The organism is Fibrobacter sp. UWCM (genome assembly GCF_900129735.1).
Classification (GTDB): Bacteria; Fibrobacterota; Fibrobacteria; order Fibrobacterales; family Fibrobacteraceae; genus Fibrobacter.
The window spans coordinates 68,995-83,609 of sequence record NZ_FQWR01000005.1 but is presented as its reverse complement, the minus strand read 5'-3'; the positions used below and the strand labels follow the sequence as shown (position 1 = coordinate 83,609).

General features: G+C 54.8%; 12 protein-coding genes and 1 pseudogene. 8 read left to right on the top strand and 5 right to left on the bottom strand.

Annotated elements, in window-relative coordinates; all coding sequences use genetic code 11:
• Positions 1–16: 16 nt before the first annotated feature.
• Together BUB22_RS04905 and BUB22_RS04900 are read right to left on the bottom strand one after the other, a co-directional pair.
• Positions 17–1,591: an FISUMP domain-containing protein gene (locus BUB22_RS04905; protein ID WP_083535392.1), complete on the bottom strand. Its 1,575-nt coding sequence runs from the start codon at positions 1,589–1,591 to the stop codon at positions 17–19.
• A gap of 12 nt (positions 1,592–1,603) precedes the next feature.
• Positions 1,604–2,890, bottom strand: coding sequence for a hypothetical protein (locus BUB22_RS04900; RefSeq protein WP_175547239.1), 1,287 nt, complete (start codon positions 2,888–2,890; stop codon positions 1,604–1,606).
• An 88-nt stretch (positions 2,891–2,978) separates the two neighbouring features.
• Here BUB22_RS04900 and BUB22_RS04895 point away from each other — a divergent pair, with 88 nt between their 5' ends.
• From BUB22_RS04895 to BUB22_RS04885, 3 genes are read left to right on the top strand one after another with little or no spacing between them, the layout of a single operon-like run.
• Positions 2,979–4,382, top strand: coding sequence for a TrkH family potassium uptake protein (locus BUB22_RS04895; protein WP_083535391.1), 1,404 nt, complete (start codon positions 2,979–2,981; stop codon positions 4,380–4,382).
• A gap of 29 nt (positions 4,383–4,411) precedes the next feature.
• Positions 4,412–5,068 carry a potassium channel family protein gene (locus tag BUB22_RS04890; protein WP_072807667.1) on the top strand — a complete coding sequence of 219 codons (657 nt, stop codon included), beginning with the start codon at positions 4,412–4,414 and terminating at the stop codon, positions 5,066–5,068.
• A gap of 21 nt (positions 5,069–5,089) precedes the next feature.
• Positions 5,090–5,491 (top strand): Fur family transcriptional regulator, encoded by a 402-nt coding sequence (locus BUB22_RS04885; protein ID WP_073114163.1) that lies wholly within the window; start codon positions 5,090–5,092, stop codon positions 5,489–5,491.
• Between the two features lie 107 nt (positions 5,492–5,598).
• Here BUB22_RS04885 and BUB22_RS04880 read toward each other — a convergent pair whose 3' ends face one another.
• Entirely contained in the window at positions 5,599–6,180 is a 582-nt protein-coding gene (locus BUB22_RS04880) for a hypothetical protein (protein ID WP_073114162.1), read from the bottom strand.
• A gap of 106 nt (positions 6,181–6,286) precedes the next feature.
• Between BUB22_RS04880 and aroC the strand changes: the two genes are divergently transcribed.
• The 3 genes from aroC to BUB22_RS04865 all read left to right on the top strand — a co-directional run bounded on the left by aroC (position 6,287) and on the right by BUB22_RS04865 (position 9,845).
• Positions 6,287–7,369, top strand: a complete 1,083-nt coding sequence (gene aroC / locus BUB22_RS04875) for a chorismate synthase (protein ID WP_073114161.1) — start codon at positions 6,287–6,289, stop codon at positions 7,367–7,369.
• A gap of 24 nt (positions 7,370–7,393) precedes the next feature.
• Positions 7,394–8,275: a tetraacyldisaccharide 4'-kinase gene (locus BUB22_RS04870; protein WP_073114160.1), complete on the top strand. Its 882-nt coding sequence runs from the start codon at positions 7,394–7,396 to the stop codon at positions 8,273–8,275.
• Between the two features lie 97 nt (positions 8,276–8,372).
• Positions 8,373–9,845, top strand: a complete 1,473-nt coding sequence (locus tag BUB22_RS04865; protein WP_073114159.1) for a hypothetical protein — start codon at positions 8,373–8,375, stop codon at positions 9,843–9,845.
• A gap of 27 nt (positions 9,846–9,872) precedes the next feature.
• On the opposite strand, the gene BUB22_RS04860 is transcribed toward BUB22_RS04865, so the two are convergent.
• Positions 9,873–10,256 (bottom strand): co-chaperone GroES, encoded by a 384-nt coding sequence (locus BUB22_RS04860; protein WP_073114158.1) that lies wholly within the window; start codon positions 10,254–10,256, stop codon positions 9,873–9,875.
• A 30-nt stretch (positions 10,257–10,286) separates the two neighbouring features.
• On the opposite strand from BUB22_RS04860, the gene BUB22_RS04855 reads away from it, so the two are divergent.
• Together BUB22_RS04855 and BUB22_RS04850 are read left to right on the top strand one after the other, a co-directional pair.
• Complete coding sequence (locus tag BUB22_RS04855) at positions 10,287–11,222, top strand: hypothetical protein (protein WP_083535390.1); 936 nt, start codon at positions 10,287–10,289, stop codon at positions 11,220–11,222.
• A 76-nt stretch (positions 11,223–11,298) separates the two neighbouring features.
• Positions 11,299–13,169: pseudogene (locus tag BUB22_RS04850) on the top strand (LTA synthase family protein).
• Positions 13,170–13,189: 20 nt separating this feature from the next.
• On the opposite strand, the gene BUB22_RS04840 reads toward BUB22_RS04850, so the two are convergent.
• On the bottom strand, positions 13,190–14,467 hold the full coding sequence (locus BUB22_RS04840) for an O-acetylhomoserine aminocarboxypropyltransferase/cysteine synthase family protein (protein WP_073114155.1): 1,278 nt from the start codon (positions 14,465–14,467) through the stop codon (positions 13,190–13,192).
• Positions 14,468–14,615: the final 148 nt, after the last annotated feature.

Sequence of the window (14,615 nt, the reverse complement as noted above, 5' to 3'; positions counted from 1 at the left end):
CCAAATCTAGAAATGTTTACCCGTCGCCGTCCGGATCCGCAGACGGCTCTATGCCCGTAGTATCTACGCTTGTGGCATCCTTGAGCAGATCATCTTCTGCAGGATCAATAATCGTACGGGAACCCGCACCCTTGATACAGCGGACATGGCCCCAATACTTACGACCGTCTACGGATTGATAAATTTTTGACTCCAGTCCTTTCTCGGGACTTTTGAACACCATATACCAATAGATACTGGTAAGGCTATCATCCGCCATCAGGTAATAACTATCACCATTAAGCCCGATATTCCAAAAATAGTTATCAGATTCGTACGCACCACCGGCAGGTATGACATTGAAGCCGAACGAATTTGTTCCGGCAGGTTCGTCTAACCCCCAATCATCCGTAGATAGCAGCGGACGTCCTATGTATACACCATCGGTTTTTTCCAAAACAAAATTCACCAACTTCTGCCAATCACCCATAGTTGGAATATGCCACCCCATCGGGCACACGCCCTGATACGGAGTCGGAATCGAATCATCGGCATAGTCCGCTAGTCCGGTCGCATCATTCCATCTATACAATCGGCCAAGATGCTCGTACTCTTCGCAAGACCTATCAAAGCAAATGCCCTTTTTGTACCTTAGGTTTTCCGCAAACCAGACTTGGTCGCCAATAGCAACAGTCTTGTAGACATTCCCGTCACGAACATCTACAACTTCACCGTAGGCGCCCGTATATGTGGGAATATCCTCTGGTGTCTTAAGTTTTTTATAGTCTACCTTGGGTTCGAGCTTCACACTATCAGGAACATGAACGGGCCAACGGTACTCGCAACGGACAGAGACCGCCTCCCACGGATCCCTATCTTCTTGACTACAGGTATCACTATTTACACAAGAATGCTTTGCAGGAAATTTGGACGGTATCACGTCCATCGAAGCTTCCCATTTTTCACGCCACCAGTACCAACTTTCTTTAGTCAGCTTGGTATAAAATCCATCCTTGTCCCTACGGCCACCATAACCATAACTAGGCCCTATCGTAGCCACTTTCCAGTCAAGCGGGCAAGCACCCTTGGGGGGCACATCTATCGTAGAAATATTAGAGGAAAGCGCGCCGCGGTAGGTATAGAGACGGCCATACTTTTCGCAGTTCAGTTCGTAATCATTGTAACACCAGCTCTTGAGGGTTTCATAGGCTAAGTTCTGCGCCATAAAGACTGCAGAATCTTCTATATCAACCTCGTACACGCGACCATCGCGCTTGTCCGTTACGACCATCTTTTTCAGGTCAAGCACCATCTCCGAGTTCTCAATCCTCCAAGCAAACTCACGCCTTGTCGGTTCTATGTGCAGGTACGACGAGGTATCCTCCGACGTGCTTACGTACGCATACTCGGAACTAGAACTGCTATCGCCCTTCTTGGACGAAGATGAACTGGAGGCATTCCCACTCGAAGACATTTTCTCAGAAGAAGAGGAGACACCGTAGCCATCATCTTCCTCGCCGACATCTTTAGGAGGAGACGACAGAAAATCGGAATCATCGTCCCCACAAGCCATAAAAACCAGAGCGACAATAGCAAAAATCCATTTTTTCATCTGCACAGCCCTCTACTTCACGAAAATCTTAGAGGTTGCACGCTCCGACTTGAGCAGATACACACCTCGGCCCTTTATTGGAACAATATGCATTGCGCCCTCGGCACTGCCCGCCCAAACCTTATCGCCCTTCAGGTTGACCAGGAGCATTCGTTCGCCTTTTTTCAACCCATGCACGACAATATCTCCCGACAGCACTGAAATCGTAATTGATTCGGGCTCAACGTTTTTCTTGGACGGGATATCACTAATGGATTTCCATGACACCTTCCGCGTAGATATGACAGGATAGCCATCATTGATGTTCAGCGAGTCATACGCAAAGGCCTCGCCCATGACCAACGCAAACTCTCTCGATTTCATATCTTCGTTCGTGATGGCTTCGCTTGCCGTATCAGTTCTAGATGACCTTAGCCGCCAAATATTTTCGCGCTTGAATATATTCTTGACAAAGGGATTCTTCCCTCCCAGTAAACGATAACTCGCCAAGGGTACAGGCGTAGACTCGCTTTCATACACTACCGGTCCGGCATTATAGACATTTCTAATTATTGTATGACCCGAAGTATGTCCATTAGTTATGCCCGCAATGTATTCAGAATTGCCATCCATCGTCGACTCAATCCATCCGCGATTGAAACTATTCGTTATAATAAAATTTTCATTTTTGAACGAGGTTGCCATATATCCTATGATTCCGCCAACAAATCCTCCCCCGGTTATATTCCCCGTATTGTACGACCTGTTGATAATTGTTTCGCAAGTGTCGCTAGAATAACACTTAGGATCGCTATTCCCGATAAGGCCGCCGGCATAGAACGCTCCATATACAAAGGTATTCAAGTTCCAGCAGTGTTCAATAAATGAAGTATCAGTAGAAGCAATCACGCCTGCAATAGCACCTGCAATTACGCCCTCTATGTGTGAATCAACTATCCCCAAATCTTGAATCCGGGATTGCTTTACCACAGAAAACAAGCCTGCAGTATCTCCGCTTACAACAAGACCGCTAATAGTGTGATTATCTCCATAAAAGGTACCGCGAAAAGCTACAGGTTTCCATTTATCGGTTGGTTCGAGCACAATATCGTCGGTCATTCTATAGCAATATTTCGACATGCTCACACCATAAGCGCTATCCGACAGAATACGGTTGAACAAAAGCAAATCGTCTCTATTACTCAACAGGTATGGATCATCTGCCGTTCCTAAACCCGGTAAAGCATGCCTAATAGAATCCGGCAAGGCGGCCATAATGCCGGCCGCCATAAAAAGAATAACAAGTAGCGTATTCTTCATTTTCATCCTCCTATCCCAAACACACTTAATTAATGTTGCCTCTAAAAATATAATTTTTTTCGCGTCAAAAAAAACTATCTTTCTACCCATGCTTCGTTCCAAGTATCAAGCATTCGCCGATACGACGTCCGAAAACGTCTTCAAGCCGAAGAGGCAGGCCAACCCGATTACCCTGGTGGTTCTCGGCTACCTGATGCTCATAACCGTGGGCGCGGTACTCCTTCGCCTGCCGGTCTCGACACGCGAACCCATTGACTTCCTCCAGGCGCTCTTCACGGCCACATCCGCAGTGTGCGTGACCGGCCTTTCCGTCATCGACATCAGCAGTACATTCTCGACATTCGGCAACTGGGTGCTCATCGTCCTCATGCAGCTGGGCGGCCTCGGTATCATGACCGTATCTACCGTGCTCATATTGCTTGCAGGCATGCATCCGGGCTTTAACCACCAGTCCGTGCTGCTCGCCGACTTCACGCAGGAAGGCAACGTCGATGCCAAGCGCATCCTCATGGCCGTCCTCCCCTTCACGTTCATACTGGAAGCCATCGGCGGCGTACTCTACTTTACGCAGTTTGGCGACATGGAACTCTCCGACCGCATCTTCTGCTCGCTGTTCCAGGCGGTAAGTTCGTTCTGTAACGTCGGTTTCACGCTGTTCCCCGACTCACTCGTGCGGTTCCAGCTGAACCCGGTCATGAACATCACCACCTGCATACTCGCGCTGGCCGGCGCCTTCGGGTTCCTCGCCATCACCGAACTGCAGTACGCCTTCGACTTCAAGGAGCGCAAGTTCCGCAAGATATCGCTCCATACCCGCGTCGCCACGTTCTGCACGTTCGTCATCATCGGGGTAAGCATCGTCGCCTTCATGATAACCGAATGGGGCAACACGCTCAACGGCCTAAGCTTTTTCGATAAGCTCCAGACGACGTTCTTCATGGCCTTCACGAGCCGTACCGCGGGCCTCAACACCGTAGACACCCCGGCACTGTGCGCCTCCTCGCTGTTCTTCTTCGCCATCATCATGTTCATCGGGGCAAACCCCGGAAGCTGCGGTGGCGGCATCAAGGTCACCACGGCGGCGGTCATCGGGCTACTCGGGTTCAACCGCCTGCTCGGGCGAGAAAAGACCCAGGTCATGAACCGCACCATTCCCGAAACCACGGTCGACAAGGCCGTGCGAATCTTCGTGGTGGCAATCGTGGTCATCGCGCTCGCGACGATGGTTCTCCTCATTACCGAAATCCCGGCGGGTACCGGGTTCAACGAGAACGGCTCCCCCTTCCTCAAGATTCTCTTCGAGGTCATCAGCGCCTACAGTACCTGCGGGCTCTCGATGGGGCTTACCGGCGAACTTTCCACCGTGGGCCAGATTGTAATCTGCTGTGTGATGTTTATCGGCCGTATGGGTCCGCTTTTCCTGATTTCCGCAGTCGCGGGCAGGGTGCAGAACACCACCTGGTACGCCGAAGAAGACATCATGGTGGGCTAAGCGGCCCAACCTTTACTACATTATAGCCCATGGCATCTAAACAGTACATCATCATCGGCCTCGGAAACTCGGCTATCTTTTTGGCGCGTCACCTGACGAGCCTTGGGCACGACGTGCTCGTGGTCGACAACCACCCCGAGAAGGTGCAGGACATCTCGAGCATCGTATCTCAGGCGATGGTCGCCGACTCTACCCGCAAAAAGCAACTCGCGAGCATCCCGCTCCAGAAGGCGGACTGCGTTATCGTCTGTATCGGCGAGAACCTCGAGGCGAGCCTGCTTACCGTACTGAACCTGAAAGAACTCGGCGTGAAGCATATCATCGCGAAGTCGAGTAGCGCCGCACACTCGAGCATTCTCGAGAAACTCGGCGTCTCCGACATCTTCCACCCGGAACGCGACAGCGCCATCGCGCTTGCCGAGCGCCTGAACCGCCCGAACATGCTCGACTTCCTCCCGTTCATGGAAGGCTTCAGCATCGTCGAGGTGGTATGCCCCAAGGACTTCATCGGGAAGACGCTCAAGGACCTGAACATCACCCACAAGTATGGCGTGCAGGTCATCGCCATCCGCGACCCGCAGGAACCGACCCCAAAGATCGGTAACCTCGCCGACATCGTGCTGCAAGAGGACGACGTGCTCTTCCTCATCGGCCCGAACGAGGCGGTGGACAAGTTCAAGAGCTAGGCCACCGCAGGGGAGCAGGCAGTGAGTTCTTCGGCAGTCACCTTACAGGAACACAGGATTCGCCCGTCGGCACAGCGGGTGCAAATCCTCGACTACATCAAGAGCGTACACAGCCACCCCTCGGTCGACACCATCTACAAGGCGCTGCTGCCCGAAAACCCCGGACTCTCGCGCACCACCGTGTACAACACGCTCGAACTCTTCGCGAAGCACGGGCTCATCCTCTCGCTCGATTTCGGGGAAGGCTACCTGAGATACGACGGCGAAATCAAGCCGCACACGCACTTCAAGTGCGAAAAGTGCGGTGCGGTGAGCGACATCTTCACCATTCCCGAAAACTGCGAGAAGATGCTCCCCAAGGGATCCTCCCTGAGCGCCGTCTCGCTGTACCTGTACGGGAAGTGCGCCGCCTGCAACAAGTAAATCCAAGGCCCGAGCGACACTTCTTTTACTTTGTATAAAACGAAAACAGGCTTCCGGAAAGGAAGCCTAACTTGTTTTGTATCTTAGACTTAGGGTGGAGGTCCGGGCTAGAATACCGGGGCCGCGGAAGCCTTTTCCTTCTTCGTCTTGCCGCCGGCAGTTTCCTTCATGAGCGTGCGGTGTTCCACGTAGCCGAGCACGAAGTACTTGCCGCCCTTCTTGATGACTGCGGTGAAGGCGTTCAGCAGCTTGACGCCGTACCACTCCTGGTAGTTGTTGCGGCCATCGACCAGGTTCGTCTCGTTGACCGTAGGCGCCTGGGCGGGCTTGCCGTACTTGAGCGTAAACTGGTCCGACATGTATTCGGCGGCCTCGATGGCCTTGAACTTGCGGGATTCTTCCACCTTGCCGGTACGGATCTCGAAGGCATAGAACTTGTCGTTGCCGTTAAAAATGAAGGACACCTGGACCGGCAGTTCCCCGAACCTGAACATCGGAAGCACGACGCGTTCACCGGCACCCATCTGGCCGTAGGGCTCGTAGCCCATCTTCATGACTTCTTCGATGACAGTTTCACGGGAAGCACCGAACGGAATCCCTGCGAACTCCAATTCGTTATTGCGCTGGGCGAACACTTCCATGGAAAGTGCGAGGACCAGCAACAGCAATATGTTTCCAAACTTAGACACTAGGATATCTCCTAAAACCTATGTAAAAGATAATAAACTTTGAGCCCGTAGCGAGTCCAAATGTGACCAAAAATGTTTTTTTTGCGCATTATCTATATTTTGGGGCATGTCTAGCACTTTTGGCAAAATTTTTTCCGTTACCACATGGGGTGAATCCCACGGACAGGCAGTCGGTGCCGTCCTGGACGGCTGCCCCGCAGGCCTCCCCCTTTGCGAAGCCGACATCCAGGCGTTCCTGGACCGCAGGCGACCCGGACAGGGCAAGCTGACCACCGCCCGCGACGAGAAGGACCAGGTCCGCATCCTGAGCGGTGTCTTCGAGGGCAAGACGACCGGCACCCCGATATCGTTCGCGGTGTTCAACGAGGACCAGAGAAGCGGAGACTATTCCGAAATCGCCAAGTGGTACAGGCCGGGGCACGCAGACCTCTGCTACGACCTCAAGTACGGGTTCCGCGACTACCGCGGGGGCGGACGCAGTTCCGCGCGCGAGACCATCGGTCGCGTATGTGCGGGAGCGGTGGCCCAGAAGTTTTTGGCCCAGGTGGCAGGCACGGAGTTCCTCGCCTGGGTGGATTCCGTCGGCACGATCGATTGCGGCAAATTCGATACCGGCACGCTCACGCGCGAAAAGATAGAGGCATCCCCGGTACGCTGCCCGGTAGAAACGTTCAGCGAGAAGATGGAACAGGAAATCCTCGCCGCGAAGAAGGACGGGGACAGCGTAGGCGGTACGGTGAAACTGCTCGTGAAGAACGTTCCCGCAGCGCTCGGCGAACCCGTGTTCGACAGGCTCGACGCGCTGCTCGCGCAGGCGATGCTCAGCATCCCGGCGTGCAAGGGATTCGAGATCGGGAGCGGCTTTGCCGGAACGAGAATGCGCGGCCGCGAGCACAACGACGAGATTTACTTTGAAGACGGCAAATTCCGCACACGCACGAACAATGCAGGCGGCTGCGTCGGCGGAATCAGCAACGGCGCCGATATCGAATGCAGGCTCGCGTTCAAGCCGACGGCGACGATTTCGCAGTCGCAGAAGACGGCCAGCAGGGATGGCGAAAACGGCGAACTCGCCGCCAAGGGCCGGCACGACCCTTGCGTCGCCGTACGCGCTCCCGTAATTGTCGAGAGCATGGCCGCGCTCGTGCTTGCAGACCTGTACCTGCAGCAGAAGCGCAACTGCCTGTAATCAAGGGACAGGAGGGCAGCGCCCATGCTTTTCCGCCTGATACTCCTCGCCCTTGCGGGCATCTACTACATTGCGTACAAAGTGCATCACCGCTTTTGCCTACGGCAGGGCAGCCCCCTCGGGCATGCGCGCCTGATTGTCGTCGGGAGCTTCCTTGCGGGCGGCGCGGGCAAGACCCCGTTTGTCGCATGGCTCGCGCAGTTTATTTCCGAGAACGATGCCGCGGGTAAAAAAGGCGCCGCGCCCCGAATTGCCATCCTGTGCCACGACCGCGCGCAAGACGAAGCCGCAATGCTCCGGCAGAAATTCGCGGGCATGCCGCAGGTACACGTAATCGCGACCCCTAACCGCTACCGCACCGCACACGCGCTCGATAGCGATTACGACTTCATCATCTGCGACGACGGGTTTGAGGACTCGCGGCTTTCGGGCGCCATCACCATCCGGCTAGATCGCGCAGGCACCCCGCAGCGGATTGCGGACCTCGTGCCCGCCGGCAGGAACCGCAGCCTCCCCCGCGACCACGAAGAGCCCGCAGTCACCCTCGGGCAAGGCGACATCCGGTTCCGTATCGGGCGCATCGCCAACGCGGGCAACGAGCCCTGCCCCGCGGGCCCCGTCGCCATCTGCGGCATAGGCGATCCGGAGCGTTTTCGGCAAGACCTCGCCTCCTATGGCATTGAACCCGCGGGTTTCATCGCCCGCCCCGACCACGACCGCCGTTTTGAACAAACTATCATGAAGTTCCTGGCCCAGGGAGCATCGCTCGTGATGACGGAAAAGGACTTCGCGCGCCTTCCCGAAAAGTGGCGCCTGCACCCGAACGTGTTTGTCGCCTACCAGGAAATCGAGGTTTCCGCCCCCGCGGCGGAGGCCATTAGGGCCTGTTGCGGGCTCGGCGCCTAAGCCGGGCACATTCTACAGGAATCTTATTTTTATATTATTTGGCAGATTGCCGCGGCCACCGGCCCCGCATCAACATAATGACTAAAAGGGATTGAAAATGGCTTTGAAACAGCGCATTACCGAACTGATGGAACAGCTTTCCGTAGGGATTCCGGAACGCGAGTACTGCATCCAGCTCGCATTCCTCACCATGATTATCGGCGAACCGTTCTACATCTACGGCCGTTCCGGCTCGGGCAAGGGAATTATCCTCGACAGGCTAATCGCCGCCTTCAAGGACGCCAAGGCACTCAAGGTAGGCCGCCGCCAGCAAGAAGTCCCCTCCAAATTAAACGCCTACGACATCATCGTGTTCAAGAGCTACGACCCGAGCAACGAGAACATCAGGAACTGGGTACAGATTGCGCTGCAGGACCGCGACCGCATCCCGCTCATCGTTTCCGGCGACATACGCCCCGAGGTGGCCCTTACCCGCGGCGACATCATCGACAAGCTCGCCCTTACCGTATCGTTGCCCGACAGCATTTCCCCGCAGAGCCTGTGCCAGCTGCTGACCGCACAGAACGACGTGACAGAGACAAACATCAATCCCGACCTCACCATCACCCGGGATGAATTCGGCAAGTGGGGGCAGGATATCCAGAAGGTCGTATTCTCGCAGAACTCCCTCACCATGATCGGCAAGCTTGCGGAACTCTGCGACAAGAACAACATCTACGTATCCGTCAAGAAGTGGCTCGTGCTGAGCAAGATAGCGAAGGCATCCGCATTCTTCAACGACCGTAGCGAAACGAGCCTCATGGACACGTTCTTCCTGGGCACAAACATCTGGGGCCGCACGATTACCAACAACGTAATTATTGAAGGTTTCAAGAACATCGCGGTAGAAATCCTCCTGAAGGATATCCCCGAGATTCTCGGCGAACAATACGATACCGAAAACCTGATGAAGCGCATCAAGCGCAACCTGTTCACCAGCAACAACACGTACGACACCCGCGAATTCGCAGGCGAAACATGCGTCACATACAAGGTAACAATCGCCGGCGAATCCACCCCGCTGTACGTGCCCGTCCGCTATATCGAAACCGAAGAAGACTTCAACCCCTATAACGAACTGCGCAAGGTCGAGACCCGCGTGCGCTGCAACTTCCATGGCACCACGAACTGCAGCATCGCCATCGACTCCTCGGTAAAGGGAATCGGGCTGCGTACCAATGCCGTAAGGTCCAACAACAACGTGACCTTCAAGGGCGGCAAGTTCGAAGACTACGCGACGCTCCCGACGTACATCCTCAAGGAAAACGACCCCGATATCATCGCCCAGAAGAAGGCAGAAATCGAGGAAATCCGAAAGGAAATCAACGAGACGATGGAAAAGGAATCGAAGAACCTCATCCGCCTGCGCGACGTCTACCGCGACCTGAAAAAACACAGGAACGAACTGTTCTGCAACCAGAAACTATTCGACGAGATCCTGAACCAGATCAAGGACATCTTCGAATCCGCCTCCGGCATTATCACGAAAATCAAGGAAGCGCACGAGCTGCTTGTGAGCAAGGGCGCATAGGTTTTCTATAAACCCGAATGCTGAAAACTAGAGGTTGTCGATACTGTCGGGAATCTCGTTACGGAGCACGAGCAGAATCGCGTTCTGCCCCACGATAACGTACTTCTCGCCGTTTATCTCTATCTCGGTTCCGCTTGCGTGCAGGTACAGGGCCTCGTCGCCCTCGTGCACCTGCAGGGGCACGTAGTTCACCTGCTCGTTGTTCTCGCCGGTAAAGATGGAATCCGGGTCGCGGTTTGCAGGAATCGGGTAACCCGGGCCAACGCGCATCACGAGCCCCGCATGCACGGCATCGTGGTCCTTTACACTCGGCGGCAGGTACAGCCCGCTGCCCGTACGGTTCGACGCTTCGAGAGGCTTTATCAATACGCGGTCGCCAATTACGACAACATTTTTCAAAGAATCCATCATAGGTACAAAAATAGAATTTATATTACACGTGTGGTATTTATAGCGCTCATAATCCTCTGGCTTATCATAGCCGCATGCATCGTGCTGCTCTTCTTGCGCACGCAGAAAGGTATGCGCATGTTCCGCGTGCTCTGGCGCAGCAACAAGGTCCGCATCGCCGTCGCGATACCGCCCTTGTGCATCCTCGCCATCGCGCTCGCATTCGTGTACCAGCGCTCCGGCGAAGAGGTACCCGCGCTCGAGACCGACACGCTGTTTACGGACTACTCCCGCGGAATCATCATCGGCATGCGCGACCAGGGCGCCATCACCATCGATACTGCCTGCAACCTCGACCAGGCGCAACCCGAACTCGCCTACATGATGCCCGCCCTCGTCGCCGTCTACAAGGACGTGGTCAAGAAGCCCACCACCGCAAGGCTCGTGCGGCTCGATGACACGCTCACGCTATCGTTCGATGGCTACAAACAGTTCAGGAACCGCACCATAAACATCCTCAAGGGCGTAAAGAAGAAACTCGGGCCCCGCTACACGATGGGTATGCAGAGTATCGGCGAAAGCCACCAGCTGACAATTACGTACAAGGGAACGAAGTGGAACAACGAGCAACTCTGCGCGCTGCCTGCCATGGAGGCAAGCATCCGCGAGAAGGTGGACCCAGCCGTGCTCATGTCGCTCATGCGTCACATTTCCGATTTCGACTTCAATTACGAGAGCGCGAACCGCCGCAGGGGCCTGCTCGCGCTCGATTCCGGCGAAGGGCTGGCACAGATTTACCTCGGGGCAAAGAGACTCCGCGCCGCGCTCGATTCCGCACAAAATGACGAGGACGCCATCGCCACGTTCTACCCGGAACGCGACCTGCAAGGGGTCGGCGTTGAATGGCGCAAGAGCCCGCTCAAGAGCGGGTGGGTCAAGGAAGTGCTGAACGACGTGCCGTACTACAAGGCAAACGGGATAAAATAAATTGCTCCGCGCCTACCTTACACACCGCAACATCGGAATCGCACTAGGCACAATCGCTTTTTTGACCTTCACGGCGATGGGCCATATCGTGGCAGGCATCCCCTTCGGCATCGCCTTTGCCCTCATCGGCTGCAAAAAAATCGAAACGACCCCGCAAAAGAACACTACCTACACCTTCATCTGGTTTTTCATAGCCTGCTTCCTTTCTACCCAGGTCTCGCAGAGTTTTGCCGACACGCACATCGGGCTCGTCATTATTGCGCACTGGAGGAACTTTATAGCAGAACTCCTGATGCTTGCTACATTCCCGCTGCTCCTGCTGGCCATCACGCTAAAGCCGAGACTTTCATTTGCCGTAGGCATCATTCCGTTTTTGCTCCTTTCCCTTGCGAACTACTACATTTTCAAATTCCGCGGGAACGAGTTCACCCCTATGGATTTCTTGGCCATCGGGATTGCAAAAAACGTCGCTGGCAACTACGATTTCGGCTGGACATTCAACCCCACCTGCGGGCTGTTCTCGTACCTGCTTATTTTGCACATGGGCTTCTGCCTCAAGCCCGCACAATTCAACAAGCGAAAGCTTGTACGCATTGTTTCTGCCATCTTGTGTGTGGCGGCGGCAGGCATTTCCATCGCGAGGCTCCCCTCCGTCTACGTGATGAGCTGGGAAAAGATGGGCTCGACCCACAACGGGTTCCTGGTCAACTTCTTCGCGCAGATTGTCACCACCCTCAAGCAGGTTCCGGAAGGGTATTCCTACGAGATAACAGAAAAAATCGCCGAGCGCTACGCCGCACATCCCACCGACTCTGCCGCCGGCACAGTTCCCGCCAGCACAACTTCCGCCGACTCTACACGCGCCGACTCCACTGCGGAGCGCCCCTCCATCATCGTCATCATGGACGAAGCCTATGCAGACATCAGCACATTGAACCCGGAATTCGGCGACACGCTTTTCTACAAGACGCTCCACAAGAACACCGTCAAAGGGCTCGCGCTTTCGTCCGTCTATGGCGGCGGCACGGCCAACTCCGAATACGAATTCCTGACGGGCAATTCCATGGCGTTCTTCAACCACGGCATATCCGTCTACCAGATGTACATAAAGGCGCCCGCCTACTCCATGGCCACCTACCTCAGGGGGCTCGGCTACGAGACCATCGCCACGCACCCGTTCCATAGGCAGGGCTGGTCCAGAGAAACCATCTGGCCGCTTCTCGGTTTCGAAACTACCACCTTCCTGGAAGATTACCCGCAAAAGAAAATGCTCCGCGGCTACGTGAGCGACCAGGAGATGTTCGAATACATCATCGACAAATTCAAGCACAAGAAAAAGCCGTTGTTCCTTACGGCGTCACCATGCAGAACCACAGCGGCTACATTCCCGACGGGAAAAGCCAAAAGCTCCAGGTCTCGCTAAAGCAATACCCAGGATACCCCGACGCAGAACTCTACACAGGCCTCATCCGCGAATCCGACAAGGCGCTAAAATACCTGCTGCACTATTTTGAACAAGTTAAAGAGAAAGTCGTCATTGTATTCTATGGCGACCACTTCCCGGGGCTAAACAAACATTTCTACATAGACCTCTACGGCAAAAATTTCGCAACCCTGAAGGACCGTCAAAAGTTGTACAAAGTACCCTTCTTCGTGTGGACAAACTACGAATCAAAATCCGTAGACGTACCCCTGACAAGCCTCAACTACCTGGGCAACTATGTGTACAAAGTCGCGGGCATCGAATTCCCGGCCTACAACAGGTTCCTGAACGACATGCAGCAGCAAATCCCCGCCATGAACTCCTGGGGATTCTATTCCACAGAACACCACAAGTTCCTCAACTACAACTACGCCAGCGGCAAAGAAAAAGAAATGCTGCAAGAATATAGATTCCTGCAGCACAATTCCATCTTCGACAACAAGCGGAACAAAGTGTTCTTCTAGGCGCTTATGCGCCGTTTGAATTACACCTTGTCGAGAGCCTGCGTGAGGTCGGCGATGATGTCTTCGACGTTCTCGATACCCACGCTGAAGCGGATCAGGTCCGGAGCGACGCCTGCTTCGATGAGCTGTTCGTCGCTGAGCTGGCGGTGCGTGTGGCTTGCCGGGTGCAGCACACAGCTGCGGGCGTCGGCCACGTGGGTCACGATGCAAATCATCTTGAGGTTGTCCATGAACTGGATACTCTTTTCGCGGCCACCCTTGATACCGAACGTGAGCACGCCGCACGGGAGGCCACCCTTGAACTGCTTCTTCGCAAGTTCGTGGTACTTGTTGCCCTCGAGGCCCGCGTAATCGACCCAGGCCACCTTCGGGTGGTTCTGCAGGAACTTCGCGCAGGCGAGAGCGTTTTCGCAGTGGCGCGGCATGCGCAGGTGAAGCGTTTCAAGGCCAACGTTCAGGAGGAACGCGTTCTGCGGAGCCTGGATGCTGCCGAGGTCGCGCATGAGCTGGGCCGTAGCCTTCGTGATGAAGGCGCCCTTGCCGAAAGCCTTCGTGTAGGCAAGACCGTGGTAGCTCGGGTCCGGTTCGGTTAAGCCCTTGAACTTGTCGTGATGGGCTTCCCAGTCAAAGTTACCGCTATCCACGATGCAGCCGCCCACGGCCATCGCGTGACCGTCCATGTACTTGGTGGTGGAATGCGTCACGATGTCAACGCCGAATTCGATCGGGCGGCAGAGAATCGGGGTCGGGAACGTGTTGTCCACAATCATCGGCACGCCGTGCTTGTGGGCAAGCTTCGCGAAACGTTCCAGGTCCAGAATCTTGCCGGCGGGGTTTGCCACCGTCTCGCCGAAGAAGCACTTGGTGTTCGGGCGGAAGGCCTTCTCGATTTCCTCGTCGCTAGCGTCCTGGTCAACGAACGTGCATTCGATGCCGAGCTTCTTCATGGTAACGCTGAAGAGGTTGCTCGTACCGCCGTAGATGGCGCTGGTGCTGATGAAGTGGTCGCCCGCCTCGCAGATGTTGAACACGGCGAAGAAGTTCGCCGCCTGACCGGAACTCGTGAGCATCGCAGCGACACCGCCTTCCATGGCCGCAATCTTGGATGCCACGGCATCGTTGGTCGGGTTCTGCAGACGCGTGTAGAAGTAGCCGCTGGCCTTCAGGTCGAACAGGTCGGCCATCGCGTTGCTGGACTCGTACTTGAAAGTGGTGCTCTGGTAGATGGGGAGGACGCGCGGTTCGCCGTTTTTCGGCTGCCAGCCGCCCTGTACGCACAAAGTTTCGATCTTGGACATTTTTGCCTCTTGTTTAATTACGCATTCAAATATAGATAGTCATCGACCCGGGGTCGCCAAACCTATTTGTTATGTAGGTAAATATAGAAAAAGACTATACCTTGTCAATGCATTTATGCAAATATTTGCATAAAACCTTTCGTGTATC

What these genes read in the sequence shown, in the direction of transcription:
- BUB22_RS04840 (WP_073114155.1), bottom strand. Translation starts at nt 14,467, where the DNA reads ATGTCCAAGATCGAAACTTTGTGCGTACAGGGCGGCTGGCAGCCGAAA.
- BUB22_RS04890 (WP_072807667.1), top strand. Translation starts at nt 4,412, where the DNA reads ATGGCATCTAAACAGTACATCATCATCGGCCTCGGAAACTCGGCTATC.
- BUB22_RS04865 (WP_073114159.1), top strand. Translation starts at nt 8,373, where the DNA reads ATGGCTTTGAAACAGCGCATTACCGAACTGATGGAACAGCTTTCCGTA.
- BUB22_RS04895 (WP_083535391.1), top strand. Translation starts at nt 2,979, where the DNA reads ATGCTTCGTTCCAAGTATCAAGCATTCGCCGATACGACGTCCGAAAAC.
- BUB22_RS04900 (WP_175547239.1), bottom strand. Translation starts at nt 2,890, where the DNA reads ATGAAGAATACGCTACTTGTTATTCTTTTTATGGCGGCCGGCATTATG.
- BUB22_RS04905 (WP_083535392.1), bottom strand. Translation starts at nt 1,591, where the DNA reads ATGAAAAAATGGATTTTTGCTATTGTCGCTCTGGTTTTTATGGCTTGT.
- aroC (WP_073114161.1), top strand. Translation starts at nt 6,287, where the DNA reads ATGTCTAGCACTTTTGGCAAAATTTTTTCCGTTACCACATGGGGTGAA.
- BUB22_RS04860 (WP_073114158.1), bottom strand. Translation starts at nt 10,256, where the DNA reads ATGATGGATTCTTTGAAAAATGTTGTCGTAATTGGCGACCGCGTATTG.
- BUB22_RS04870 (WP_073114160.1), top strand. Translation starts at nt 7,394, where the DNA reads ATGCTTTTCCGCCTGATACTCCTCGCCCTTGCGGGCATCTACTACATT.